At 72.8% G+C, this 24,435-nt stretch carries 26 protein-coding genes and 1 pseudogene; 13 read left to right on the top strand and 14 right to left on the bottom strand.

Going from position 1 to position 24,435, the window contains the following annotated elements; all coding sequences use genetic code 11:
• Positions 1 to 263: 263 nt before the first annotated feature.
• Positions 264 to 803 carry an RICIN domain-containing protein gene (locus tag AB0C36_RS20400; RefSeq protein ID WP_358355944.1) on the bottom strand — a complete coding sequence of 180 codons (540 nt, stop codon included), beginning with the start codon at positions 801 to 803 and terminating at the stop codon, positions 264 to 266.
• A 346-nt stretch (positions 804 to 1,149) separates the two neighbouring features.
• Positions 1,150 to 2,210: pseudogene (locus tag AB0C36_RS20395) on the bottom strand (helix-turn-helix transcriptional regulator).
• Positions 2,211 to 2,354: 144 nt separating this feature from the next.
• Here AB0C36_RS20395 and AB0C36_RS20390 point away from each other — a divergent pair.
• The 4 genes from AB0C36_RS20390 to AB0C36_RS20375 all read left to right on the top strand — a co-directional run bounded on the left by AB0C36_RS20390 (position 2,355) and on the right by AB0C36_RS20375 (position 6,089).
• Complete coding sequence (locus AB0C36_RS20390) at positions 2,355 to 2,777, top strand: VOC family protein (protein WP_358355942.1); 423 nt, start codon at positions 2,355 to 2,357, stop codon at positions 2,775 to 2,777.
• Positions 2,778 to 3,218: 441 nt separating this feature from the next.
• The gene (locus tag AB0C36_RS20385; protein ID WP_358355940.1) at positions 3,219 to 4,502 is read left to right on the top strand and encodes a MurT ligase domain-containing protein; all 1,284 of its coding nucleotides are present in this window, start codon (positions 3,219 to 3,221) and stop codon (positions 4,500 to 4,502) included.
• Entirely contained in the window at positions 4,502 to 5,233 is a 732-nt protein-coding gene (locus tag AB0C36_RS20380) for a type 1 glutamine amidotransferase (protein WP_358355949.1), read from the top strand. The genes AB0C36_RS20385 and AB0C36_RS20380 overlap by 1 nt, the downstream gene beginning before the upstream one ends.
• 202 nt (positions 5,234 to 5,435) lie before the next feature.
• On the top strand, positions 5,436 to 6,089 hold the full coding sequence (locus AB0C36_RS20375) for a GNAT family N-acetyltransferase (protein ID WP_358355947.1): 654 nt from the start codon (positions 5,436 to 5,438) through the stop codon (positions 6,087 to 6,089).
• 7 nt (positions 6,090 to 6,096) lie between these two features.
• Here the strand turns inward: AB0C36_RS20375 and AB0C36_RS20370 are convergent, their stop codons facing one another.
• The gene (locus tag AB0C36_RS20370) at positions 6,097 to 6,522 is read right to left on the bottom strand and encodes a VOC family protein (RefSeq protein WP_358355939.1); all 426 of its coding nucleotides are present in this window, start codon (positions 6,520 to 6,522) and stop codon (positions 6,097 to 6,099) included.
• 362 nt (positions 6,523 to 6,884) lie between these two features.
• Here AB0C36_RS20370 and AB0C36_RS20365 point away from each other — a divergent pair, with 362 nt between their 5' ends.
• Entirely contained in the window at positions 6,885 to 7,508 is a 624-nt protein-coding gene (locus tag AB0C36_RS20365; protein WP_358355937.1) for an NUDIX domain-containing protein, read from the top strand.
• 82 nt (positions 7,509 to 7,590) lie between these two features.
• On the opposite strand, the gene AB0C36_RS20360 is transcribed toward AB0C36_RS20365, so the two are convergent.
• From AB0C36_RS20360 to AB0C36_RS20335, 6 genes are all read right to left on the bottom strand, one after another.
• A complete protein-coding gene (locus tag AB0C36_RS20360; RefSeq protein WP_358355935.1) occupies positions 7,591 to 8,136 on the bottom strand; it encodes a hypothetical protein in 546 nt (181 codons plus the stop codon).
• 379 nt (positions 8,137 to 8,515) lie between these two features.
• Positions 8,516 to 9,058 (bottom strand): DUF3291 domain-containing protein, encoded by a 543-nt coding sequence (locus tag AB0C36_RS20355; protein ID WP_358355933.1) that lies wholly within the window; start codon positions 9,056 to 9,058, stop codon positions 8,516 to 8,518.
• A gap of 259 nt (positions 9,059 to 9,317) precedes the next feature.
• Entirely contained in the window at positions 9,318 to 10,145 is an 828-nt protein-coding gene (locus AB0C36_RS20350; RefSeq protein ID WP_358355931.1) for a helix-turn-helix transcriptional regulator, read from the bottom strand.
• A gap of 47 nt (positions 10,146 to 10,192) precedes the next feature.
• Positions 10,193 to 11,368 (bottom strand): cation diffusion facilitator family transporter, encoded by a 1,176-nt coding sequence (locus AB0C36_RS20345; RefSeq protein WP_358355929.1) that lies wholly within the window; start codon positions 11,366 to 11,368, stop codon positions 10,193 to 10,195.
• Positions 11,365 to 11,802, bottom strand: coding sequence for an ArsR/SmtB family transcription factor (locus AB0C36_RS20340; protein ID WP_358355927.1), 438 nt, complete (start codon positions 11,800 to 11,802; stop codon positions 11,365 to 11,367). The genes AB0C36_RS20345 and AB0C36_RS20340 overlap by 4 nt, the downstream gene beginning before the upstream one ends.
• Positions 11,803 to 12,013: 211 nt before the next feature.
• The gene (locus AB0C36_RS20335) at positions 12,014 to 12,841 is read right to left on the bottom strand and encodes an SDR family NAD(P)-dependent oxidoreductase (RefSeq protein WP_358355926.1); all 828 of its coding nucleotides are present in this window, start codon (positions 12,839 to 12,841) and stop codon (positions 12,014 to 12,016) included.
• A 232-nt stretch (positions 12,842 to 13,073) separates the two neighbouring features.
• Between AB0C36_RS20335 and AB0C36_RS20330 the strand changes: the two genes are divergently transcribed.
• Both AB0C36_RS20330 and AB0C36_RS20325 read left to right on the top strand, forming a co-directional pair.
• A complete protein-coding gene (locus AB0C36_RS20330; protein ID WP_358355924.1) occupies positions 13,074 to 13,757 on the top strand; it encodes a TetR/AcrR family transcriptional regulator in 684 nt (227 codons plus the stop codon).
• A 3-nt stretch (positions 13,758 to 13,760) separates the two neighbouring features.
• Positions 13,761 to 14,390 (top strand): GNAT family N-acetyltransferase, encoded by a 630-nt coding sequence (locus AB0C36_RS20325; protein WP_358355922.1) that lies wholly within the window; start codon positions 13,761 to 13,763, stop codon positions 14,388 to 14,390.
• 246 nt (positions 14,391 to 14,636) lie between these two features.
• Here the strand turns inward: AB0C36_RS20325 and AB0C36_RS20320 are convergent, their stop codons facing one another.
• A complete protein-coding gene (locus AB0C36_RS20320; protein WP_358355920.1) occupies positions 14,637 to 14,939 on the bottom strand; it encodes a DUF6342 family protein in 303 nt (100 codons plus the stop codon).
• 362 nt (positions 14,940 to 15,301) lie between these two features.
• Positions 15,302 to 16,186: a PaaX family transcriptional regulator gene (locus AB0C36_RS20315; protein WP_358355918.1), complete on the bottom strand. Its 885-nt coding sequence runs from the start codon at positions 16,184 to 16,186 to the stop codon at positions 15,302 to 15,304.
• Between the two features lie 179 nt (positions 16,187 to 16,365).
• Here AB0C36_RS20315 and AB0C36_RS20310 point away from each other — a divergent pair, with 179 nt between their 5' ends.
• From AB0C36_RS20310 to AB0C36_RS20295, 4 genes are all read left to right on the top strand, one after another.
• Positions 16,366 to 17,613, top strand: coding sequence for an LLM class flavin-dependent oxidoreductase (locus tag AB0C36_RS20310; protein ID WP_358355916.1), 1,248 nt, complete (start codon positions 16,366 to 16,368; stop codon positions 17,611 to 17,613).
• Positions 17,614 to 17,787: 174 nt separating this feature from the next.
• Entirely contained in the window at positions 17,788 to 18,861 is a 1,074-nt protein-coding gene (locus tag AB0C36_RS20305) for a zinc-binding dehydrogenase (protein ID WP_358355914.1), read from the top strand.
• A 435-nt stretch (positions 18,862 to 19,296) separates the two neighbouring features.
• On the top strand, positions 19,297 to 19,731 hold the full coding sequence (locus tag AB0C36_RS20300; protein WP_358355913.1) for an ATP-binding protein: 435 nt from the start codon (positions 19,297 to 19,299) through the stop codon (positions 19,729 to 19,731).
• 101 nt (positions 19,732 to 19,832) lie between these two features.
• On the top strand, positions 19,833 to 20,807 hold the full coding sequence (locus tag AB0C36_RS20295) for a zinc-binding dehydrogenase (RefSeq protein ID WP_358355911.1): 975 nt from the start codon (positions 19,833 to 19,835) through the stop codon (positions 20,805 to 20,807).
• A gap of 114 nt (positions 20,808 to 20,921) precedes the next feature.
• Here the strand turns inward: AB0C36_RS20295 and AB0C36_RS20290 are convergent, their stop codons facing one another.
• Positions 20,922 to 21,047 (bottom strand): hypothetical protein, encoded by a 126-nt coding sequence (locus tag AB0C36_RS20290; protein WP_358355909.1) that lies wholly within the window; start codon positions 21,045 to 21,047, stop codon positions 20,922 to 20,924.
• Positions 21,048 to 21,553: 506 nt separating this feature from the next.
• Here AB0C36_RS20290 and AB0C36_RS20285 point away from each other — a divergent pair.
• Both AB0C36_RS20285 and AB0C36_RS20280 read left to right on the top strand, forming a co-directional pair.
• On the top strand, positions 21,554 to 22,672 hold the full coding sequence (locus AB0C36_RS20285; RefSeq protein WP_358355907.1) for an NADH-quinone oxidoreductase subunit E: 1,119 nt from the start codon (positions 21,554 to 21,556) through the stop codon (positions 22,670 to 22,672).
• 78 nt (positions 22,673 to 22,750) lie between these two features.
• On the top strand, positions 22,751 to 22,981 hold the full coding sequence (locus tag AB0C36_RS20280; RefSeq protein ID WP_358355905.1) for a hypothetical protein: 231 nt from the start codon (positions 22,751 to 22,753) through the stop codon (positions 22,979 to 22,981).
• 79 nt (positions 22,982 to 23,060) lie between these two features.
• Here the strand turns inward: AB0C36_RS20280 and AB0C36_RS20275 are convergent, their stop codons facing one another.
• Together AB0C36_RS20275 and AB0C36_RS20270 are read right to left on the bottom strand one after the other, a co-directional pair.
• Complete coding sequence (locus tag AB0C36_RS20275) at positions 23,061 to 23,753, bottom strand: SMI1/KNR4 family protein (RefSeq protein WP_358355903.1); 693 nt, start codon at positions 23,751 to 23,753, stop codon at positions 23,061 to 23,063.
• A gap of 106 nt (positions 23,754 to 23,859) precedes the next feature.
• Positions 23,860 to 24,270, bottom strand: coding sequence for a winged helix-turn-helix transcriptional regulator (locus tag AB0C36_RS20270; protein ID WP_358355901.1), 411 nt, complete (start codon positions 24,268 to 24,270; stop codon positions 23,860 to 23,862).
• Between the last annotated feature and the right edge of the window lie 165 nt (positions 24,271 to 24,435).

The following is a 24,435-nucleotide window of genomic DNA, read 5'->3' as shown; positions in this document are numbered from 1 at the left end:
GCGAACCGTGGCACGCACGCTCGCCGCGTTGCGGACCTTGCCCGGCCAAACCCAGGCCGAGCTGCGGCCCGCGCCTTGCGAGCGCACGCACCACGACCCGCGGGCTATCCGACGCGAATTTGAAGACACTCCCTAGCGCCGCCCTCCCCCACAGCGCTTCGCGGACGGTTTCGGGCTGCTCGTCGGCGGGCCCCGCACGGCTGTGGGGTGCGGGGCCCGACGACGAGGGTGAGCGGTGAGCGGGCCGCCGGTCGGCGGAAGGCTCAGACCGCGTTGAACTGCTGCCTGGAGATCGCCCTCCAGTTGCCGTTCACGAGCTCGAACTGACAGGGCGCCAGATAGATCGCACTGCCGTTGCCCGGCCAGGTGGACACCGGAGCGAGGGTCAGGCATGTCTGGGTGCGCTGGTTGATCAGCGCTCCGCTGCCGCCGGCGAGGGAGTGCCACTGCTGCCCGGAGTACCCCGGGTCGGCCTGGCAGTCCCACAGGAACACGTTCGACGTTCCGTCGGTGGTCAGGCAGCGCTGCCCGTAGCCGCTTCCCATGCTGCGCAGCCAGTACAGGTCGTAGCCCAGGCTCTGGGCGTACCACATCTGGTTGAGGGCCTGCTCGGGCGGCAGGCACTCCCACTGCTGCACTCCGCCGCCGTTCTGGTTGTTGGTCTGGCCCACGGCGTCCAGGCAGTTCCAGTTGCCGGTGAACATCTTCTTGTACGTGCCTGGTATCACGTCGGCGTGCGCCGACTGCGGAATCAGGAGGGTCAGAAAACAGGCAGCCAACAGGCACACGATTTTCCTGGTCATCGGCATCCTCGCTGACGAGCCGTCGACGCCCGGGCCGGGAGCCGGATCGGCCGCCCGACAGTGCCCGCACCCGCGCCAATGGACAACAACCGAGCGCTGCCAGGCGCGTTGACCAGCCAACTGGGTGTCTCGACGCCGCAGCGGCGGCTGGAAACGTAGGGCGACACGTGCCGCCGGACAGGCGTGCCCGGTCGCCGAATCGTCGGAACGGGGCATCCCGCCCAGAACGCGCGGTGCGGGCGAACCGCCGATTCCGGTTACGCGCCGGGCCGAGAGCTGCTCGTCACCACATTTCCGCAGATATCCGATGTCGCGGGCCGTGATCTTCGACCGAAAACAACACGGGTCAGCGGGACGCGCCTCGGCGGGAGGCTCCGGCGGCCGCGTACCGGGCAGCGAGTTGCGCGAAGGCGTCGGCGAGTTCGGGCGGGGTGACGGCCTCGATGTCCGCGTCGAAGCGGCCGAAGGCGGCGGCCAGGCCGGCCCACGACCAGGAGCCCAGCGCGACCCGGCAGCGGTCCGGGGCGAGTTCTTCGACGACCGCGTCGTGCGCGTACGGGGTCACGTCGGCGGCGGGGAGGGCAAGGACGGCCTGCCCCCGGCACGGCCAGTCGGCGGTCGTGCCGTCGGAGCCGCGGAACCGCCCCGTGACGAACGCGGCCACGTCGCCGCCGGGGAGTTCGCGCGGGGTGAAGCGCGGTCCGGTCGGCGTACGCGGGTGGATGCGGTCGGCGCGGAACGTCCGCCAGTCCTCGCGGTCGAGGTCCCAGGCCAGGAGGTACCACCGGCCGCGCCACGCCACCAGGTGGTGGGGCTGTACGCGGCGGCGCTCCGGTCCCTGTCCCTGCGCCCGCTCCCCTCCGCGATCCCCCGCGGTGGCCTGTGCGTAGTCGAAGCGCAGTTCCTGGCGGGCGTGGACGGCGGCGCTCAGGTCCGCGAGGAGGCGGGTGCCGGCCGGTGGCGCGTCCGCGCCGTTCCCTCCGGGTTCGTACGGCGCCGAGGGGACGGCGGTGACGTGGACCGTGTTGTCCATGCGGTGGCGCAGCCGTGGCGGCATGACCTGCCGGACGGTGGCGAGGGCCCGCGCCGCGTCGTCGGCGAGCGCAGTGCCGACGGCCGCGGACGCGGTCCGCAGGGCGAGGGCGAGCGCGACGGCCTGGTCGTCGTCGAACAGCAGCGGGGGCAGGTGCGTGCCGGCGTCCAGGCGGTAGCCGCCGCCGGGCCCTTGACCGCGGTGATCGGGTAGCCGAGTTCGCGCAGGCGGTCGACGTCACGGCGGACCGTGCGCGGGGTGACGCCGAGCCGCTCCGCGAGGTCGTCGCCCGGCCATCCGGCCCAGCCCGACCGGTCTCGGCGCGTTTGCAGCAGTGAGAGCAGCGCGAGCAGCCGTGCGGACGTCTTGTGCATGCACATAAGTCTGCCCTCAGTACAGGACACAACCTGTCCGCTACCGCTGCGACGGTTGGGGAACCGGGCGGCGCTGCGGCATCGGCAGGAACGACCGCGGGCGCCCACTCCGCACCCACACCCCACCGAAAGCGAGACGCAGCCATGTCCGTCACGACCACCACCCACCTGAACTTCCGCGGCGACGCACGCCAGGCGCTGGACTTCTACCAATCCGTCTTCGGCGGGCGCAGCGTCGCCGTCACCTACAAGGACGCCGGAAGCGTCCACGACGAGAGCGAGGCCGACTGGATCATGTGGGGCGAGGTGGCCGGCGCCGACGGCTTCCACGTGATGGCGTACGACGTGCCCTCGCACCTGCCCTGGAGCCGGGGCGAGAGCCCGTTCTTCGTCTCCGTGCGCGGCGACGACGCCGACGAGATCGCCGCCTTGTGGCGGAAGCTGTCGGCGGGCGCCGGCGTCGTACGCCCGCTGGAGCCCGCGGCGTGGGCGCCGCTGTACGGCATGCTCACCGATCGCTTCGGGGTCACCTGGGTCCTGGATGTCGCCGCGCCCTACAACGGCTGACCCCAACGGCTGACCTCGACAACGGTCGGCCCCGGGTTCCCACCCTGGGTCCGCGGGGCTCCAGGTGGCCAGGTCGGCTCGGCAGGACCGCCGGGCCGTCGGACCCGGCCGGTGTCGCGCCTGTGGTCGCGCCGCTCGTCGTGCCCGAGCGGCGTCCCACCTCAAGGGGCCAATCTCGATAGGCTGACGCGACGTATACGGATCCCCCGCCCCGGCGGCAGGACCGGGTGCGGACCTCCGAGGGTGTGTCAGGTGCCGTACGGCGCCCGGCCGTCCGCGCGCGAACGGCCTAGGGTGTCGCGTGCGGACCGGCGCACCCGGGCGGGGCTCCCGTGTCCGTGCCCTGTCCGCCGGACGCGGGGGGCCGAGGGAACGGCCGCCGCCCGGTCGCACGGGCCTGGGTGTCGGCGGCAGGCGAGACCGCTGGAGGATACGCATCCGATGACAGGAACCCCCGTCCCGGGCCAGGGCGCCGGGCCCTCGCGCGGACCCGACGCGCTGCCGCCGAGGTCCAAACTGGCGGTGACCGCGAGCCGGGTGACCGCGGCCATCTCGCGCCGCGCCGGCAAGGGCAGCGGTTCGGTGATCGGCGGGAAGATCGCGCTGCGGATCGCCCCCGACCTGCTGGCGCAGCTCGCCGACCATCTCCAGGTCGTGCTGGTCTCGGGAACGAACGGCAAGACGACCACGACACGGCTGGTGGCGGAGGCGCTGCGCGCGGCCGGTCCGGTGGTGTCGAACGCGCTGGGCGCGAACATGCCGGCCGGGATCACCTCCGCGCTCGCGGGTGCGGGGGACGCCCGGTTCGGCGTGATCGAGGTCGACGAGAAGTACCTGTCGGGTGTCGCGCGCGACGCGGACCCGATCGCGATCGTGCTGCTGAACCTGTCGCGCGACCAGCTGGACCGGGCCGCGGAGACGCGCATGCTCGCCGAGAAGTGGCGCGAGGGCCTGCGCGGCACCGAGGCCGTCCTGGTCGCGAACGCGGACGACCCGCTCGTGGTGTGGGCGGCGTCGTCCGCGAAGGACGTGGTGTGGGTCGCGGCCGGCCAGATGTGGCAGGAGGACTCGTGGTCCTGCCCCTCCTGCGGCGGTGTGATGCACCGTCCCGGCGACGACTGGTACTGCGGCGACTGCGACTTCCGGCGTCCGCAGGTGACGTGGTCGCTGGTCGGCGAGGAGATGGTCGACCCCGACGGGCGCGTGTGGCCGCTCGAACTCCAGCTCCCGGGCCGGGCGAACCGCGCCAACGCGACGACGGCGGCCGCGGTCGCGTCCGTCTTCGGGGTGGACACCGCGGCGGCGCTCGCCCGCATGAAGCACGTCACGGCGGTCGCGGGCCGGTACGACATCGTGCCGTACGGCGGCCGGAACCTGCGCCTTCTGCTGGCCAAGAACCCGGCGGGCTGGCTGGAGACGTTCTCGCTGATCGACCCCGCGCCCGCGCCGGTCATCCTGTCCGTCAACGCGCTCGACGCGGACGGCAAGGACACCTCGTGGCTGTGGGACGTCGACTACACCAAGCTGGCCGGCCGTCCGCTGTTCGTGCTCGGGCAGCGCCGTCTGGACCTCGCGGTGCGCCTCGACGTGGCCGGGCTGACGTTCACCGTCCACGAGGACCTGGCGAGCGCGGTCGCCGCGGCCCCGCAGGGGCAGATCGAGGTCATCGCGAACTACACGGCGTTCCAGCAACTGCGCCGCACGATCAAGGAGGCCCAGGCGTGATCGGGATGAGCAGTCTCCGGCTGGTGTGGATCTACCCGGACCTGCTGAGCACGTACGGCGACCAGGGCAACGCGCTGATCGTGGAGCGCCGCGCGCAGATGCGCGGGATCCAGGTGGAGCGGATCGACGTGCGGTCGGACCAGCCGGTGCCGACGTCCGGCGACATCTACCTGATCGGTGGGGGCGAAGACCGTCCGCAGCGGCTGGCGGCGGAGCGCCTGCGCAAGGACCCGGGGCTGGGGCAGGCGGTCGCGCGCGGTGCGACGCTGCTGGCGGTGTGCGCGGGCTACCAGATCATCGGGCACGAGTTCGTGGACGACCTGGACCGGGTCGAACCGGGCCTGGGGCTGCTGGACGTGAAGTCGGGGCGCGGTCCGGTCGGACGGCGGTGCGTCGGCGAGGTGCTGGCCGACGTCGAGCCGACGCTCGGGCTCCCGGCGCTGTCCGGGTTCGAGAACCATCAGGGCGTCACGCACCTGGGCCCGGGCGTCAAGCCCCTCGCGCGGGTGACGGCCGGGTTCGGCAACGGTACGGAGGACGGCACGGAGGGGGCGTTCGCGGGCCGGGTGATCGGCACGTACATGCACGGCCCGGTGCTGTCCCGCAATCCGGCGCTGGCGGACCTGCTGCTCACCTGGGCGACAGGTGTGCCGCTGACGCCGCTGGAGGACCGCTGGCACGAGCAGTTGCGGGCGGAGCGGCTGCGCGCGGTGCGGGCGGCGTCCGCCTGACGCCGACCTGACGTCGGCTGTCCGGCTTTCGCCCGGCAGTGACGGTCGCCCAGCTGTGCGGAACGAAACGCCGGTGGGCGCGTACCGAGAGGTGCGCGCCCACCGGCGTTTCCGTGTGCGGTGCGCGTGCGCTTCCGCGCGCACGTGTGCGGAGGAGGGGCGTGTACGCGGCGGCGGGGGCCTGCGGGAACATGGGGGCGTGGTGATGGAGATCGAGACGGACCGGCTGCTGCTGCGCCGGTGGCGCGCCGACGATGTCGAGGCGTTGGCGCCGATGTACGCGGACCCGGAAGTCATGCGGTTCATCCGCGACGGCGGGGTGCGGACTCGCGAGGAGACGGCGGCCGCGATAGCGGCGTACGAACAGGCGTGGGACACCCTCGGATTCGGGCTGTTCGCGGTCGAGCTGCGCGGCGGGCCCGGGGACATGCCCGGCGTCGGGCCGGGTGGCGTGCCCGGCGGGAGATCCGGCGGCGGTGGATCCGGCAGCAGAGGCACCGGCGGCGCGCTGGTCGGCTGGGTGGGCCTCGCGGAGCCGGAGTTCCTGCCGGAGATCATGCCCGCGGTCGAGATCGGGTGGCGGCTGGGCCGCGCGTACTGGGGGCTCGGGATCGCCACCGAGGCGGCGCGTGAGGTGCTGCGGTTCGCGTTCGCGTACGCCCGGCTCCCCCGCGTGGTGAGCATCTGCGACGTCCGCAACACCGCCTCGATGCAGGTGATGCGCCGGCTCGGCATGGCCGAGGAACGCGAGACGGTGGTGCCGGCGTACGGAAAGCGGGTGAAGGTGTACGCCCTCTCGCGCGGCCGCTACCTCGCCGGTGCCGCGGACGCCTCGGGCACTGCAGGCACGGGCTGAAAACGGGCTAGGGGCGGGCGTACGGCCGCGTCATGATCTCCATGTTGTGGCCGTCGGGATCGTCGAAGTACGCGCCACGCCCGCCGAAGAGGTCGTTGGTGCGCCCCAGTTCGGTGTGGCTCGGGTCGGCGTAGTACACGATCCCCAGCGTGTCCAGGCGGGCGAGCATCGCGTCGAAGGCCTCGTCCGGGACGAGGAAGGCGTAGTGCTGCGGCTGGATCGGCTCGTCGCGCATCTCGTAGTAGTCGAGGGTGACGCCGTTGCCGAGGTCGACGGGCAGGAACGGCCCGAAGCGGGCGCCGACCTCCAGGCCGAGCACGACCGCGATGAACTCGGCCGAAAGCGCGGGGTCGGCGGCGTGGACGACGGTGTGGTTCAGCTGCACGGTACCGGTGACGCCGTCGTGCGGGTGCTGGGCGGAGGGGTGGGGCATAAGTTCGCGTTGTCCGTCCGGGGGGCTGGGTGGTGCCGGGTTGCCTGGGTGTGCTGCCCGGCACGCGCGGGTGGGCCGGTGGCCCACGGTTGATGATCCTACTGGCTCGTTGCTCCGTTCGGGCGACCAACCCGGTGGGCTATTGCCTTACAGGGCACGGTTTTTGGCGCTGTGTCAGCCTTGCGGCGGGCGTTGTTGCGCGTGTTCTTTCGAATGTTCCCTCACCTGTCCTTCGGGGTGTTCTTTCGGGTGCGGTCCTTGGGTGCTGTGTCGGCCGGGGCCGGACGTCGGGTTGGCGGACCTCTTGGCGGTCCGCGGCCGGCGCGCACTAGCCTGATGATCCCGTCGGAGAGGGGCCGGGCATGAGCGCAGGCGTGGGTGTGGGCGAGTTCGTGGCGACGGCACGGGAGCGGCTCGCGGCTTTCCGGCACACCGAGGTCGCCGACGCGCCGGGGATGCGCCGGGCCGCGGTGGTGCTGTGCACGGCGGAGTTCGACGGCGTGGCGTGCGTGATCGTGATCAGGCGGGCGTACCGGGGCCGCAACGCGGGCCAGTGGGGCCTGCCGGGCGGCCGGGTGGACGACGGGGAGTCCGCGGTCGGCGCCGCGCTACGCGAACTCCACGAGGAACTCGGCCTGTTGCTCGGCGAGGACGCGGTGCTGGGGCGTCTGGACGACTTCCCGGCCACCTCCGGCTTCGCCATCACCCCGATCGTGGCGGCCGTCGCCGGTCCTGTCGTGCTGACCCCGAACCACGAGGTCCACGCCGTGTATCCGGTGGAGTTGACGCGGCTGGCGGCCCCCGACACGCCGCGCTGGCTGCCGCAGCCGGGCGGCCCGCCGCTGCTGCAGATGTGGCTGCGCCCCGACATGGTGATGCACGCCCCGACCGGGGCGCTGCTGTGGCAGTTCCGCGAGGTGGTGCTGCTCGGCCACCTCGACGCCCGGGCGGCCGACTTCGCGCAACCCGAATGGACGCGCCGCTAGCCGCGTGGTCGTCGCCGCCGGTTCGTCCCCTGCGTCTCCCGTCCTCGCAGACCGTCCCGGTTCCGCTCGTTCCTCCGGCTGTCTACGTGCCCCCGCTCCCGGTCCGTACGAGGGGCCTGGCCGGACGCCGCGCCGCATGGGACACGGCCACGAACACCGCCAGGCCGACGGCGAGTTCGGGGAGCGGGAACAAGATCAGGCTGTGCAGCTCCCAGGCCTCCGGGCCGGTGACGGCGAGCCGCAGCCACCAGGGCGCCATCGTCAGGTAACCGACCACCTGCCCTGCCACGGCCGCGAGCGGGGCGACGCCGCGCACCGCGGCCAGGCGGTTCGGCAGCGCGACGGCGAACACCCCGGCGCAGATGCCCGACCACGCACCGATGAGGAGGCCGCCGAACAGGACCGCGCCCACGTTGTCCTGGAAGACGTCGCTGCCCTCGCAGTCGGTGTCGCACCAGTCGGTCACCTTGGCCAGGACCACCAGCACGATCAGCACGTTGACGACGACGGCGGTGCTCCATGCGGTGAAGAACAGCCGGGTCCGCAGACTGCGACCAGGCCCGTCGGTGCCGTCCCCCGCGCTCCCCGAGCCGCTTCCGGGCGTGGCAGAGCCACCAGTTCCGCTCATCAGGTCCCCCCTGAGATGCGCGTCCCGGTCCCGGCCGCGGCGGTGCCCGGCCGGTCCGTCGAGGCCCCCCGGCTCACGGACGCGTTGTCACCTCGCAGCCTAGGCGCGCGGGGCTCCTCCCGGTCGGGAACCGGAAGTTACGTACGCCTCGGGCCCCGGTTGTCGGACGGGGCGTCGCCGGTCGCGCCCTCTCGTGATGGCGATTGCGTACAGCTCCGGACGCCCGCACCCCCGCTCCAGGTCGACGCGCCCGAACCCTGTGCACTTCGGTCCGCTTGGTCCGCTCATGGCGCGAGGCTCGCAGGTGCACGCCGGGCGCGCGGGACGGTCTTCCGTCAACCTCCCGCGAACTCGGTCCACGCGGGCGTCCTCCGGCGCGTCAGGGTGTGGCGGGCGCCGGGTAGCGCTGACGGAAGGTGAATGCCTTGGGGGTGGGGCCGTGGGTGCGGAGGTGTTCCAGGCGGTCGGCGGCCTCCCGTTCGGTCGGCTCGGTTCCGACGGGGACCCACCACAGGACCTGGTAGCGCTCGCCCATGTCGCCGAACCATTCGTTGCGGCGGCGCAGGTACTCCAGGTGGTGGCCGCGGTACGCGAACTCCCAGAGGGAGTCGACGTCCTCCCACACCGTCAGGTTCACCAGGACGTCGGCGTCGAAGACGGTGGGCACGTAGGTGGCGTCGCGGTCGTTCTCGTCGCCGATCAGCCGCCACACGAAGCCCGGCGAGGACTCGGCGAGCAGGTTCACGGTGTGGAGTCCGGCGACGAAGTCGGCGAGCTGCGGCGAGTCGATCGGGGCGAGCAGGCGGGCGACGTTGAGCTGTGCCACGTGGTAGGCGGCGGCCCCCTCGGCGGGCTCGCCCGACGGGTGCGGCGTGGCGGCGGAGGCGGGCATCGGGGCCGTGTCGGCAGGCGTGTTCGGCATGGGCGTCATGTCACCATCTCGCGCGGCGATATGTCAATCTCCATTGTTTTTAGAAATCAGGTGGTGGACGATGCCCGTCTCGGGGGCGCACAGGCGACCCGCGCGCACGGCGACGGAACCGTGACGCGTCCCGTGGGCGACGTGGCGAGTGGGGTGACGGGGCGGGGTGGTGGCGCGTATGGCCGGGTACGTCCGTCGACCCCTGCGCCCCGTTGGGACCGGCGGACCAGCGGTCCTGCGGTCCCGCGGCGTGGCGTGCTCAGTCCGACTCGGGTGCCGGTTCCAGGACCACGCAGCAGCCGTCGCCCGCCGGGGCGATCCTGGGCCGCCAGGCGGGCGTACCGGCACCCTCGACGAGGCCCTCCAGCAGCGCGAGGTTCATGCCGCAGACCAGCGGCGGGAACTGCTCGGCGAGCCGGTGGAACGGGCAGTTCCGCAGCCGCAGCGCACTCGGCGGCGGCCCGTGCTCCGCGTCCCGGCAGGTCCCCTGGATCGACTCGGCGTCCTGTGCGTCACGCGCGTCGGGTTCGGGCTCGTACCCGCGGGCGCGCAGTGCCTCGGCCAGGCGTACGCCCTGCTCCGCAACACTCCCCGACCCCGCGCCGGCCCGGGCCCGGAACGGGAGTCCCGCCGCGTAGCCCTCCTCACGACCCGCGCGCGCCACCGCGTCGTCCGCGCGCAGCCGCTCAAGCGCCTCGGCCAAGACCAGGCCCGCTGCGTCGTACGCCCGCCGCGGCACCGACACCGACAGCTCCCCTGCCGCCGGCCGGTACAGCTTCGCGGGCCGCCCCGCGCCGGGCCCGCTGCGCCCGGCCGGGCGCGCGAACGCGACCTCCACCAGGCCCACTTCGGCCAGTTTGTCGAGGTGGTGCGCCGCGAGGGTGCGCTGCACGCCGACCGCTTCGGCGGCTTCGGCTCGGCCGACCTCGCGCCCCGCGGCGGCCACGTAGCGGTACAGGGCGCGGCGCACCGGGTCGGCGAGCACCGCTACCGCGTCGAGCGCTGCGTCCTGTCCGCCGTCGGCCGCGGGGCGCGGCGGGCTGTCCTCGTGAGTACGGCCGTCCGCCGCGCCCTGGGTCACGTCCACCCCCGGAGTCTAGGCACGCCGAGCCGGAGGCTGCGCGCACCGCGTCGTCATCGGGGCGTGCCCGCCGCGCGGTGCACGGTGCCGTGCGGGTCCGCGCAGTGCGACGGATCGGCGCTCGTGGCGCCTTCGGCCTTCGGTCCCTCGGCGATCTCCCAGACGCCGGGCGGCGCGTGGTCGACCTGGAGGGTGGTGTGTTCGACCTGCCAGCGTTCGCGCAGTACGCGTTCCAGGCGGTCGCGTACCGCGTGGCAGTCGTGTCCGGCGTCCACGAGCACGTGTGCCGACAGGGCGGGGAAGCCCGAGGTGATGGTCCAGATGTGCAGGTCGTGCACCTCGGACACGCCGTCCTGGAGCGCGAGTTCGCCGCCGATCTCGTCCGGTTCGAGTCCCGCGGGGGCGGCCTCCAGCAGGATGCGCCACGACTCGCGGACCAGCATGAGCCCGGCCTTGAGCATGAGTGCGGCGACGACGAGCGAGGCGATCGCGTCGGCGCGGGCGAAGCCGGTGGTCATGACCACGACGCCGGAGATCGTCGTGATGATGAATGCCCACATGTCGTTCAGGATGTGCTGGTATGCCCCCTCGACGTTCAGGCTCGACCGGTTCGCCCGGCTGATCAGCCACGCCGCGGCGACGTTGACCGCGATCCCGGCGACGGCGGTGATCACGACGAGGCCGCCCTCGACGTCGGGCGGGTCGATCAGGCGGTGGATCGCCTCGTACGTGAACCACACCACCAGCAGCAGGAACGTGATGCCGTTGATCTGCGCCGACAGGATCTCGGCGCGCTTGAGGCCGTACGTCCAGCGCCCGCGCGCCGGCCGCGCCGCCAGCCGCATCGCGACCAGCGCCAGCACGATGGACACGGCGTCGGTCAGCATGTGGCCCGCGTCGGTGATCAGCGCCAGGGACTGGGCCATGACGCCGACCACGACCTCGACGGCCATGTAGCCGCCGATCAGGACCAGCGCGGCCGTGAGGTAGCGGCGGTCGGCGTCGGGCGACACCCCGTGGGAGTGCCCGGCGTGCCCGTCGCCGTGCGCATGGTCGTGCGGGTGGTCGCCTGAGCGGGTGTTCTTGGCGCGTGCCGCGCGGCGGCCGTTGCCGTCCCGGACGTCGTCCGGGCTGTGGCCCGCGGCGTGGCTGTGGCCGTCGTCATGGCCGTGGCCGTGGTCGTCGTGGCGGTGACCGCCTTGGTCTGGCACGTTGTCCGTCGACGTCATCGGTCCGCACCCCCCGTGCGGGTCGGCGCCGCGGCAGCGGCGGTGGCCACGGTGTCCGCGGGCCCGGCGTGTTCGAGGTGGGCGAGGGTGACGTCGAGGAGCAGGCGCACGTGGGCGTCCGCGAGGCGGTAGTACGCCATGCGCCCCGACCGCCGGGCGGTGACGACGCGGTGTGCGCGCAGCAGTCGCAGTTGGTGGGACACGGCGGACTCGCCCTGCCCGCACGCCGCCGCGAGGTCGCAGACGCACATCTCGCCCTCCAGCAGCGCGACCAGCAGCTTCAGCCGTCCCGGGTCGCCGAGCAGCGCGAAGACCGCCGCGGTGTCGGCGACGCGGCCCTCGTCGGGCAGCGCCTCGCGTACGGCCGCGACCCGGTCGGCGTCCACGACGCGCACCGCGCACGCGGCGTCGGCGTCGGGCTGCGCGGCGGTCACCGGGCACCCCTCATTGCCTCATATGAACAAGTCTTCATATGAGGACCATAGGGGTGGGGGGTATCCCAACGCAATGCCCCCTGGAACAAACGCGACCCCCGTTTCGCGACCACCGGCAGCCGGGCCCTCTTCCAGAGGCCTCGGTCCGCCCGTGCGGCGGAGCCTCGACGTCCCCGGTTTCCTCGAAGTCGTTCTCGGCGTTGGTCGGCTCTCAGGCGTTGGCGCCCGCGTCGACGGTGATGGCCGCGCCGGTGATGTGGCGGCCGGCGGGGCCTGCCAGGTGGGCCACGGTTGCGGCGACGTCGTCCGGGTCGAGGAAGCGGCCCAGCGCGGTGAGTTCGCGCTGGAAGTCCGCGTCGGCGGCGTCGGCCGGGTTCATGTCGGTGTCGGTGGAGCCGGGGTGCACGACGTTCACGGTGATGCCGCGCGGCCCCAGGTCGCGGGCCAGTCCGCGGGTGAGGCCCCCGAGGGCGGCCTTGCTCATCGCGTAGAGGGTGACGCCGGCGAACGGCACGCGCTCGCCCAGCGTGCTGCCGATGCCGATGATGCGCCCGCCGCCGTCCGGCAGATGGCGCGCCGCCGCCTGCGAGGCCAGGAACGCCGCCCGTACGTGCACCGCGATCGTGTGGTCCACCTCCGCCAACGAGACCTCCTCGACCGGGCCGCTGGGGAACACGCCCGCGTTGTTGACCAGGATGTCGAGGCGTCCGAGCCCGGCGGCGGCGCGGTCGACCGCGGCGGTGACCGCGGCCGGGTCGGCGGCGTCGGAACGAAGGGCCAGCGCCCGGCGTCCGGCGGCCTCGACATCGGCGACGACCTTGCGCGCGTGCTCCTCGCCCGCCGCGCTGACGTACGTGAACGCGACGTCGGCGCCGTCCCGCGCGAGCCTGCGCACGATCGCGGCGCCGATCCCGCGGCTGCCGCCGGTGACCAGCGCCGCCTTGCCGGCCAGCACACCGCCCGCCGGGGAGGTCGTGCCGGCCGTCGTGGCGGAGGGCACGCGGGTGGGCTCGGCGGCGGAAACGTGGGGTGCGGCCATCGGAGGCTCCTTGGCAGGTCGGGTCGCGGGTTGCGTGGCAGGTCGTTGTCGCGCGCCGTTGTCGGCGCCGGTCTTCGCAGTCGTCAGGCAGGTCGCGGTAGCCGCAGGGGGCGCGGTCGCCGCACCGGCGACTTCTGTGTTGATCGACACAGAACGTTTCCACGGCACATCTGCCCACGTCAAGCGATATATTGAAGGAACGACACAGAAGTCCTGGACGAAGGACAGATCCATGGTGAGAGCTGGACGCCCCCGGAGCTTTGACCGCGACACCGCACTCGGACACGCCATGCGCGTCTTCTGGGAACGCGGCTACGAGGCCACCTCCATGGGGGACCTCACCACCGCCATGGGTATCGCCTCGCCCAGCCTGTACGCGGCCTTCGGCTCCAAGGAGCAGCTCTTCCGCGAAGCCGTCGCCCTCTACGACGCCACCCTCGGCGCCGCCGTCGACCGCGCGCTCACCGACGAGCCCACCGCCCGCGAAGCCGTCGCCGCGATCCTGCGCGCCAACACCCGTACCGCGGACGACGACGGCCCCGCCGGCTGCATGCTCGTGGTCGCCGCCACCAACTGCACCGACGCGAATGCCGCCGTACGCGACCTCCTCGCCACCCGCCGGAACGAGGGATTGCGCGACCTGCGGCTGCGCCTGGAACGCGGGGTACGCGAGGGCGACCTCCCACCCCACACCGACACGTCGGCCGTCGCCGCCTACTACGTCGCGGTGGTCCAGGGCCTGTCCATCCGCGCCCGCGACGGTGCCTCACGAGCCGAACTCACCCGCACCGCCGACCTCGCGATGGCCACCTGGGACACCGTCACCGGCGGGCCCGCCCCCAGCACCCCGGCAGCGGCCGCCCCGGCGTCCTCAGTCTCCTCGGCCGTCGCCTCGAGCCCGGCTCGGGTCGGCTGACCCGTGCTGCGACTCGGCGACGTCGCGCGGGACCCGGCGATCCTCACGTACACCCTCGACCGCGACGACGGCACCGCCCTCGTCCTGCGGCCGCTCGAACACGGCGACGCGGACGGCTTCGCCGCGTTCCTCGCCGGGCTGTCCGCGGAGACCCGGCGACTGAGCACCTTCGACGGGTACGACCTCGACACCGCCCGCGAACTGTGTGCCGCAATTGCACGCCACGACAAACTCAGGCTCGTCCTCGACGCCTCCCGAACAGGCCCCGCGCCGTCGTCCGGGACGATCGTCGGCCTGATGGAGTTCAGCCTCGACCTCCCGCCGGGCGACGTCGCCCGCTACCGCCGGGCCGGCATCCGCCTGACGCCCGCCGACTGCCGCTTCGGCCCGACCCTCGCCGACGACCACCAGGGCAAGGGCGTGGGCTCGCGGGTGTTTCCGCTCGTCGCGGACGTCGCCCGCCGCTTCGGCCGGCGGCGCATCATCCTGTGGGGCGGCGTATTCGCCGACAACCCGCGCGCCATCAGCTACTACGCCAAGCACGGCTTCCGCACCGTCGGCCGCCCGTTCCCCGGCCCCGACGGCGCGCCGTCCCTCGACATGATCCTCGACCTGCCCCCGCCGGCGGCGTAGCGGTGTAGCGCCGTACCGGAACGACGGTGGGGGCGGCGTCGAGAAGCGCCGCCCCCACAGGCCGCCGGACGCGGAAGCGAATGCTCCGGTCCGCGGACCTCGTACTCGTGCCTGATGTGCCGATCTCACCGCCCGGGCGAAATCGGGCGGCGCAAAACAGTGCACCGCCCGGAAATCCGGACCCGGAATTCGATCGCCCGGGAATTCGATCTTCCGAGAATTACCTGCCGCGCCTGGGTGTGCCGGCTAGTACGACAGGTCTTTCTGCTCGGTGATCAGATTTCCGGCGATATGCAGGTTGCCGTCGGAGTCGAGCACGGCGATGATCTTCTTCGTCGTGCCGTGGTACGTGGTGAAATAGATCTTGTCCGCCTCCTGCGTCAGCGAGTTGTTCGAGTTCACCGCGAGCTCGATGCTGTTCGGGCCGCTGATCAGCACGTCCTGCTTGGCGGGCGCGTTCGGGTAGACCTGGTTCTGCCGCAACCTGACGCGGCCGTGCGTGTCGCCCTCGTTCCAGTCCGTCGCCACTCCGAGGTCGATCTCGGGCATGAGACATCCTCTCCAGCTCCGGCGGGTCTTTTCTCCCCCCTCGGATTTCGGTCGCGTCGCCGCGGGCGAATCCGACAGGACTCCCGCTCCTCCGGTACGAAAATTTCAGGCGGGGTGAACGCACACCCCAACCGCTCGGAAGCCTACGCAGATCGCACCGCCCGGCGATAGGGGAATCAAAAAAGATCAGACCTCGGCGGTTAATTCGTTATTCCTCTTCGAGCCGCCCGAATTCGGCCGGAAAACAGCCACCGGGAAGCGGCGGACCGGGCCCGAGCGGCGACCCGCGCCGCCGTCGCCCCGACCGGGGGGCGACACCCCCGTCGCGCCCGCGGATCGAAACCGCCGCTCAGGGCTCCCGCTCAGGCCGTCCGTTGCGCCGCCGTCGGCCGCGGATCCCGGTCCAGCCGAGCCCACCAGCGGTCCGCCGCCTCGTGGCAGTCCAGCCACGTACGCACGAACAACTCCGCCGCTTCATGGCCCAGCCAGTCCGGCGGCAGCAGTACGCCGGGCAGCCGCGGGTCCTTGTCGAACGTCAGCCGCCACGCGTGCACCAACCGCGTCCGCAGCACGAACGCCTCCTCGTCGCCCTCAGCCCGTGCCCCGCCGTAGCGGGCCAGGAAGTCGGCGTGCAGCGGACGTACCGCGCCCAGGTCCCACGCCTGCGCCGCGAGCGCCCGGTCCGCCGCGGACCCCGCGCCGCCGCCCGGCACCGACTCCGTACGGCACGTCAGCCACATCGCATGCGCGCCCAACCCCAGCTCTTCGACGAGCTCACGCAGCGCACCGATCCCGCCCGCGTCCGCCGCGATCCACACGCCCTGGCCCAGCGTGCCGAAGCCCTGGAAGGCCAACTGCTCCTCCACCGCTGCCCGTTCGGTCCGCGCGGTGGCCGGTACGCGCATCAGCAACTGCTGCCAGGTCCCGTCCCACGGCGTCTCCTCCATCGCCCGCCGCAGCCGCGCGGTCCAGCTCGCCAGCAGGCGGACCAGCCGCGGCGTCATCACCAGCCGCGTGAACCGGCCCGCAGGCTCCGTGGTCAGCCAGCCCTCGTGCGTCAGCCGCGTGATCGCGCGCCGCGCCGCGGTCTCCTCCACCCCGCAGGCCCGCAGCGCGTCGACCACCGCGGCGGACCAGACGCGGTCGGCGCCCGCGTACCCGACGTACTCGCCGAGCACGGTCAGCAGAAGGGTGCGGGCGCTCGGGCTGCCGTCGCTGCGACGACGGGTGCGCGGTGCGGTGGTCATGTCCGCTCCTTGCTTCGGGGACCTCGGGGGACGGGGGGCGGGCCCGTTGATGATCTCGGATCGACGTCGCCTTGTCAGCAACAAGGCCGGTGCTCTTGACCTCGCACGCCCTCAACGATAGGACATAAGAACTGTCATCATAATTTTGCGTCCAACGACATCGCCCGAGAGGCAGCCCCATGACCGACGCCGCCCGCACCACCGCGCCCTCCGCTGCCCCGACCGGCGCCACCACTCCGGCCGACCCCGCCGCACCCGTCGGCCCCACCCGCTTCGGCGCGTTCATCGCCCCCTACCACGGCATCGACGGCAACCCCACCCTCCAGATACGCCGCGACCTCGACCTCGTCGCCCGCCTCGACGACCTCGGCTTCGAGGAGGCCTGGATCGGCGAACACCACAGCGCCGGATACGAGACCGTCGCCTCCCCCGAGGTCTTCATCGCCGCCGCCGCCGAACGCACCCGCCGCATCCGCCTCGGCACCGGCGTCAACTCCCTGCCCTACCACCACCCCCTCGTCCTCGCCGACCGCATCGTGCAGCTCGACCACCAGTCCCAAGGCCGCGTCATGTTCGGCGCCGGCCCCGGCCAACTCGCCTCCGACGCCTTCATGATGGGCATCGACCCCATGAAGCAGCGCGGCATGATGGCCGAGGCACTCGAAGCCGTCGTCGCCCTCCTCCGCGGCGAAACCGTCACCCGCACCACCGACTGGTTCACCCTCGACGAAGCCCGCCTCCACCTCGCCCCCTACCAGCGCGGCGGCATCGAGGTCGCCTGCGCCTCCACCGTCTCCCCGTCCGGCTCCGTCCAGGCCGGCACGCACGGCCTCTCGCTCCTCTCCCTCGCCGCCTCCGACCCCAACGGCTTCGAGGCCCTCTCCGGCAACTGGGACATCTACGCCAAGACCTGCGCCGAAAACGGCCACACCGCCGACCGCGACACCTGGCGCCTGGTCGTCCCCATGCACCTCGCCGACACCGAGGAAGAGGCCCGCCGCCAGGCCGAGTACGGCGTACTCCACCTCGTCCGCTACATCGAGGGCCTCTCCGGCATGACCATGCCCTGGGGCGCCACCGCCGCCGACGCCGTGCGCCAGTGGACCACCGACGGCTTCCCCACCTTCGGCGTCGCGATGATCGGCAGCCCCGCCGACGCCATCGCCCGCATCGAGGCCATGGCCGAGAAGTCCGGCGGCTTCGGCACCCTGCTGCTCCTCGACCTGCCCATCGCCGACCCCGCCGCCAAGCGCCGCAGCTACGAACTCTTCGCCGAGTACGTCATCCCGCACTTCACCGGCGCGAACCGCCCCCGCCAGGCGTCCATGGCCTGGGCCAACCAGAACAGCGGCAAGTTCATCGGCGCACTCCGCCAGGCCGTCGAAGCCGCGTTCACCCAGCACCGCGACGGCACCGACCCGGCCTGAGCACCTGGCCTGAGCGCCCGGCGCCCGAACACACCCGAGACCCCGAACACACCGGGCACCCGCGGACACCCCCGCCCGCGAACCCCCGGGCATCCGCACTTCGCGGCATCAGAAGACCCCGACACCAGAAGTCCCCGACACAAGAAGTCCCCGACACAAGAAGAGGCGACCACGATGCGAGCAGCGGTCCTGCGCGGCGGGCACTTCACCGTCGACGACGTCCCCGAGCCCACCCCCGGCCCCGGCCAGGTCCTCGTCGAAACCGCCGCGTGCGGCATCTGCGGCTCCGACCTGTCCGCCTACAAGCACACCGCCGAGTTCCTCCAGGCCTCCATCGACTCCGACACTCCGTCGTTCATCTTCGACCCCGACGCCGACCTCGTCATGGGCCACGAACTGTCCGCCCGCGTCGTGCGCCCCGGCCCCGGCGTCGAAGGCTTCGCCGAAGGCCAGGTCGTCGTCGGACTCCCCTGGGCCCTCGACGGCGGCGGCACACTGCGCACCATCGGCTACTCCAACCAGTTCCCCGGCGGCTTCGGCGAACGCATGGTCATGCAGGCCGCCGCCCTTGTGAAGGTCCCCGACCACGTCCCCGCACCCGTGGCCGCGCTCACCGAACCCCTCGCCGTCGGCTTCGGCAACGTCGCCCGCTCGGGCGCCGAGAAGGGCGGCGGCGCCATCGTCATCGGCTCCGGCCCCATCGGACTCGGCGCCGTCGGCGGCCTCGTCGAACGCGGCGTCGCCCCCGTCATCGTCTCCGAACCGTCCCCGCGCCGCCGCGAACTCGCCCGCGCCTTCGGCGCCCACGTCGTCGTCGACCCCGCCGAACAGGACCCCTTCGCCGTCTGGCGCGAGGTCTCCGAGGCCGGCCAGCCCCTCACCGTCTTCGAATGCTCCGGCAAGGCCGGCATGTTCAACGACGTCCTCTACAAGGTCCCGCGCGGCGGCACCGTCATGCTCATCGGCGTCTGCATGACCATGGACTCCTTCCGACCCGTCGTCGGCATCTACAAGGACCTCACGGTCAAGATGTGCCTCACCTACCCGCCCGAGCAGTACCCCGCGACCCTCCGGCGGATTGCGGAGGGCACCGTCGACGCCGCCTCGCTCGTCACCGGCGAGGTCGGCTTCGGAGGCGTCGCCGCCGCGATCGACACGCTCGGACGACCCGACGACCACGTGAAGGTCCTCGTACGCCCGCACCTCGACGGCGCCGACGTCCACACCCCCGACCTCACCCGCGGCTGACCCGCCCGCACTCGCCGGCGCCCGCCGCCGACCCAGACCCCATCCGCCCCACTCGCATCACCGCCAACACCCCACCTGCGGCGCACCCGCCGCCGACGCCCCCGCCCCCACCGGCCCACCCACCGGCGCGCGCTCCCCACCGAGTGCGCGCCGGTCCGCGTCCCACGCACCCGCGCGCCCCGTACGAGATCCCGCAACACCCCGGATACCAACACGGAGTGACGAATTCGACACTCATAGTCGCGAAAGGGTCGGTACGCTGCTCCGAACAGCCGCATCCGCCCCCGGGGGCACCATGAGTCACGCAACGCACCGCATGCGCAGCAACACCCGCAACACCCGCAGTCACAGCATGCGCCCCCTGCGCCGCAGGACCCGCACCACACAGACCGCACCGGCGCACCCGCGCGCGGCCCACACCCCGGAGGCCGCGGCATGACCGCCCTGCGCGACGCCACCCCCGCCTGCCGGTTCCAGATCCCGCCGCACAACGCCGCCGTCCCCCAGGCACGCCACGCCGTCATCGACGTCGCCACCGGATGGGGCCTGCCCCCGCACCACGAACGCGCCGACACACTCCGCCTCGTCGTGTCCGAACTCGTCACCAACGCGGTCAAGCACGCCGGCATGCTCTCCCCGCAGATCGACGTGATCCTGCACCTGACCGACACCGGCTGCATCCAGATCGGCGTCCACGACCGCCACCCCTTCCGCCCCAAAGCCCTCCTCGAAACCGTCGACGACGACAGCGGCCGCGGCCTGCACATCGTCAAGTACCTCGTCGACGAATGCGGCGGGACCGCCGGCATCGAACCCGACCCCGACCTGGGGGGCAAAACCGTCTGGGTGACCGTCCCCCTCCCCCACTGACCACCGCCGCCGCACACCACTCCCGCCCGACGGCACAGGCCGGTCCCCGCCGCACCGGGACCGCCTCCGCACCCCCGACCGGCCCGTGCCAGAGTCGACGCATGCACGCAATACGCCTCCACGCCCACGGCCCGGCCGAGAACCTGACGTACGAGGAGGTCCCCGACCCGGTCCCGGCCGCCGGCCAGGTACTCGTCCACGTCGAAGCCGCCGGAGTCCACCTGATCGAGGCACGGCTGCGCGGCGGCACCGCCGTCGGGCCGCACCAGCCGCCGGTGGTACCCATGACGCCCGGCGGCGAGGTCGCCGGTGTGGTGGGCGCACTCGGGCCCGACGTCGACGAACACTGGCTGGGCCGCCGCGTGGTCGCCCAGCTCCACGCCGCGGGCGGCTACGCCGAAATGGCCGTGGCACAGCTCGAAGGAGTCCGCCCGCTCCCCGAGGGACTCGACGCCGCCAGCGCCGTCGCGGTCGTCACCAATGGCGCCACCGCGCAGGGCGTCCTGCACGTCGCGGCACTGACGCCCGACGACACCGTGCTCGTCATGTCCGCCGCCGGAGGCCTGGGCAGCCTGCTCGTCCAAGCCGCCCGGCACGCCGGCGCCACCGTGGTGGGGGCCGCAGGCGGCACCGCCAAGACCGACCGCGTACGCGCCCTCGGAGCCGACGTCGCGGCGGACTACCGGCACCCCGACTGGCCCACCCGCGTACGCGCCGCCCTGGCCGGCCGCGGCGTCACCGTCGTCCTCGACGGCGTCGGCGGCACCCTGGGCCGCCAGGCACTCGAACTCCTGGAACCGGGCGGCCGCTTCCTCCTGTACGGCTGGGCCTCGGGCGAACCGACCGCGATCACCACGCAGGACCTCGTCGCCCGCCAACTCACCGCGACCTGGGCACTCGGCCCGCAATCCCTCCCCGCCGGCGGCCGCGACGAGCTGACCGCACGCGCTCTGGAGGAAGCGGCCTCCGGCCGCTGGGTCCCGCTGATGACCCGCTTCCCGCTGTCCAAAGCAGCCGAAGCCCACGCCGCACTCGAGTCCCGCCAAGTCGAGGGCAAAGTCGTCCTCACCACCTGAAGGTTGTCCATAACTGGGGATTCGCCGTCGCATTGGTCATGGTGTGGGTGGGGTGATCTCAGCGAGTGATCCGACGTGGATCGAGCCGTTTCGCGCCGCTCCACAACCACGCGCTCAGCGGATGAGCTGGTCCTGCCGCACCGTGAACTCGTCGTGCCCGTCCGGTATCGCGGCTCCGTGCGGCGAGGTGGAGATGGTCACGGTGTCGTTCTCCGGCGAGTCGTGACCTTCGCGGACCACGCATGCGACGGTGGCCTCGACCGGTAGGACGAATCCGGGCCGAGATCTCTCGCTGCCGCGAAGATCGGGGGCTTGTCAAACAGCGACCAGCGACGTCCCGCCGCGTCCGTGAACTGCGCCTCCACCCAACCGGGAAACGGCTCTTCGTCCACCCAACGAACCACTTCACAACGCAGCTCAACCACGGAGGCCCCACCCGCACCAGGTCGACAACGAGCACGAGTATCCCGCGAGACCTCACCCACCGACGTGCGGGCAGCCTCTAGCCGGCGCGAGCACGCCCGTGAACTCGCCTGCTCTGGACGGTTGTTCCCCGGCACGCCGCGATCGGCGCCGCGCGGCGGGAGGTCGCCTTCAACCGTGCGAAGTCCCGGACGGAACCCGCGGCGCGGGGCCTGCGTCGAAGCGATGTCGCGCGCTACGGCGACGACGCGCACGTGCGCCGCCCCGGCAGGGCGCGCAAGCACGACAGATGCAACGCAGAACCATCACTTGGGAGGTCGAGCGTGCCCGTACGCCGCAACCGCCGAACCGCACCCGCGACCCGCGCCGCGTCCGTGGCCGGCGCCGGAGCGCTCGCCCTCGCGCTGCTGCTCACCGCGTGCGGCGAGGACGATCCCCGCTCGGACGCCGCCGATGCGGCCGGCCCGGGCAGCACGGGTAGCGCGAGGCCCGACAGTCCCGTCTCCCCGTCGGACGCGGCCGTCCCGACGGGAAGCAGCCGCCCGTCAGCGCCGCAGTCGGGCGCCCCTGAGCCCCCCGCGTCACCGGGCATACCCCTGCCGCCGCCCGGGGAGCCCCTGAGGCCCGAGGACTTCCCCCGCGTGGCGCGCGAGGCGGTCACTCGGGCGGCCGACGCGTGGGAGCAGGCGCAGACGAAGCGGCCGGCCGGGCCGGCGTTCGTGCTGGTGTCCGGCGCCGTGGAGCAGGTGGGCACGTGGGAGCGGCACAACGAGGCGTACAAGGCCTCGTTCGGTAACGCGTGCTTCGAGATCCGTCCGACCGCGACGGTGCCTCCGCATCCCGCCGAAGGCGAGGTCCGCCGCGCCGACGGAACGGTCTTCAAGCGGCCGTTCGTCGCCCCGCGGCAGTCCTTCGGCCGCAGCGTTCCCCCGGCGATGGAATCCACGTGCGGTACGCAGCCGTTCCCGCGCATCCCGGTCACCGGCATCGCCCTGACCACCGGCACGGTCGTCACCAGCGACGGGCCGGCCACCGTGCCGATGTGGGAGATGACGTTCGAGGGCACGGCAGTACGCGGCCGTGCCGCGGCGCTGCTCGGCGACCCGCAGCCGCCCCGCCTGAACCCGGACGCCGGCCCCAGCGGTCCGCAGATCGACGGCCCCGGCAGCAGGGCATCGGTGTCGCCCGACGGCCGCACGATCACACTCGGCTTCACGGGTGCCCCGGACCAGCCCGGGCCGTGCGGTGAGGACTACACGGTCGAGTCGGTGCAGCGCGTCGGCGTGGTAGCTCTCGCGGTCGTACGCCATCCGCACGAGTCGGCCGCGGGCGTGGCGTGCGCGGCGATCGGGGCCGGGCGCACCGCGTCGGTAACCCTGGATGCCCCCTTGGGCTCTCGCGCCTTGATCGGAACGCAGGGCCTTCCGATCGCGCACGACTGACACGCCTTCAGGTTCGGCGTTCCGGCGTTCCCCGGCCGCGGCGGCCCGCAACCGGGGTGCGCCGGTACAGTCGTGGCCATGGACGCCGCACACTCCCCCGCAGCCGCCGACCCGGCTGTCGGCGCCCCGTACTGCGGTGCGTCGGCCGCGCGGCCATTGCCTCCCGCCGCCGACGCGGGGACGACCGCGGGACTCGCCGACTGCGCGTACTGCGGCAAGCCGACCGAATACCCGGCCGCGCAACGCGGCGTGACGCTGTGCCCGGTGTGCGAGTGGCAGGAAGACCAGCGCGGCGCCTGCTCCGGCTGACGTTGGAGTCGGAGCGGGTCCAGGCGTCAGGACGGCGCTTCCGGGCACGCGGGCCCTGAACAGGCGTCCTGGTCGGGCGCTAAGTCAGGGACAGTTCGCGCTCCGCCGCCTCGAGCCAGCCCAGGTACCACCAGGTGAAGGTCACCGGTTCGCCGTCTGCGTCGAGCAGCGGTTCGAGGTCCACCTCGTCGACGCGGTTGTCGGCCCAAATGCGGCCGCGTTCCGGCCCGGTGAGGACCAGCCATTGGCGGGTGGCGCAGCCGAGGTGGCAGATGGGGACCGCGCCGACGGTGCGGTCGGCCGACCACATCAGGGCTTCCCATCGGTCGCTCCACTCCTCGAGCGCGGCGTCGAAGTCGTCGCCGTCGTCGAGTTCTTCCTCGTCCGGGCGTTCGGCGAGGAGAGCTTCGAGTCGCGCGGGGTCGGGGCCCCGGCGGGGAAAGGGTTCGGCGAGCCGGGCCAGGTCGGCCAGGTCGGCCCCGTCGCCGACCCACCGCCACGTTCCGTGCTCGCACAATACGGGGAAGACGCCGTAGGCGGGGCCCGCACCCCCGGCTCCCACGTGGAGCAGGAAGCCGCGGTACTCCTCGGGCAGTGACACCCCGGTCCGGGCTTCGAGGTCGGCGAGGCCTTCGGGGGTCAGCGGGTCGTCGAGGCGGAACCGGTGGCCGAGCGCGCCGAACACGCCGTTGTCGAACGCCCGGTCGTCGAGGGGGCGTTCGGCGAGTGCCCGCAAGCGTGCGCGTACGCCTTCCCATGTCGCGTCGGTCATGGGACGAGCCTACGCAGCGGCCTGCGGCGGCGTACGGCGGCGTGTCAGGTCGTCGCGGGAGCGAGCACAGCAGCTCGTGCGGAACCCGATGCGCGTGCGGCCGGGGTCACGCTGGCGGCTGCTCGCGGGCGTCGTACTCGGTGCGCGCGGCTTCAATGGCGGCGATGTTGCCCTCGGCCCACACCTTGATCACCCCGATCAGGTCGACCAGGCTCCGGCCGACCGGTGTCAGGGCGTAGTCCACGCGCGCGGGTACGGACGGCGTGACGGTGCGCGAGACCAGGCCGTCGCGTTCGAGTCCGCGGAGGGTCTGGGTCAGCATCTTCTGGCTGACCCCGGCCACGGCCCGGCCGAGTTCCGCGTAGCGGCGGGGGCCGTCGGCGAGGGCGACCAGGAGCAACGAGACCCACTTGTCGCCGATGCGGTCCAGTACGTGTCGTGAGGGGCATTCGGCGAGGTACGCGTCGTATGCCTCGCGTCCGCGCTCGCGCCGCTCGGCCGCCGTCATGGTCGCCACCTGCGCACCTCCGTCTCCGGTACGCACTTCCAGGTACGTACTTCCTTCCGGAGAGTACCCCCGGGCAAGTTGGTGCCGCGGCCCTCCGGCCGCTTCCTGCACTGCGTCCGCGCAGTACGTCTCCACACTCCCCCCGGCCTGCGTTGTCCGCAGGCCCCGCGACCT

Source organism: Streptodolium elevatio, from assembly GCF_040649515.1.
GTDB classification, from domain to species: domain Bacteria; phylum Actinomycetota; class Actinomycetes; order Streptomycetales; family Streptomycetaceae; genus Yinghuangia; species Yinghuangia elevatio.
The sequence above is the reverse complement of the archived record's forward strand: the minus strand, read 5'-3'. Positions and strand labels throughout refer to the sequence as shown.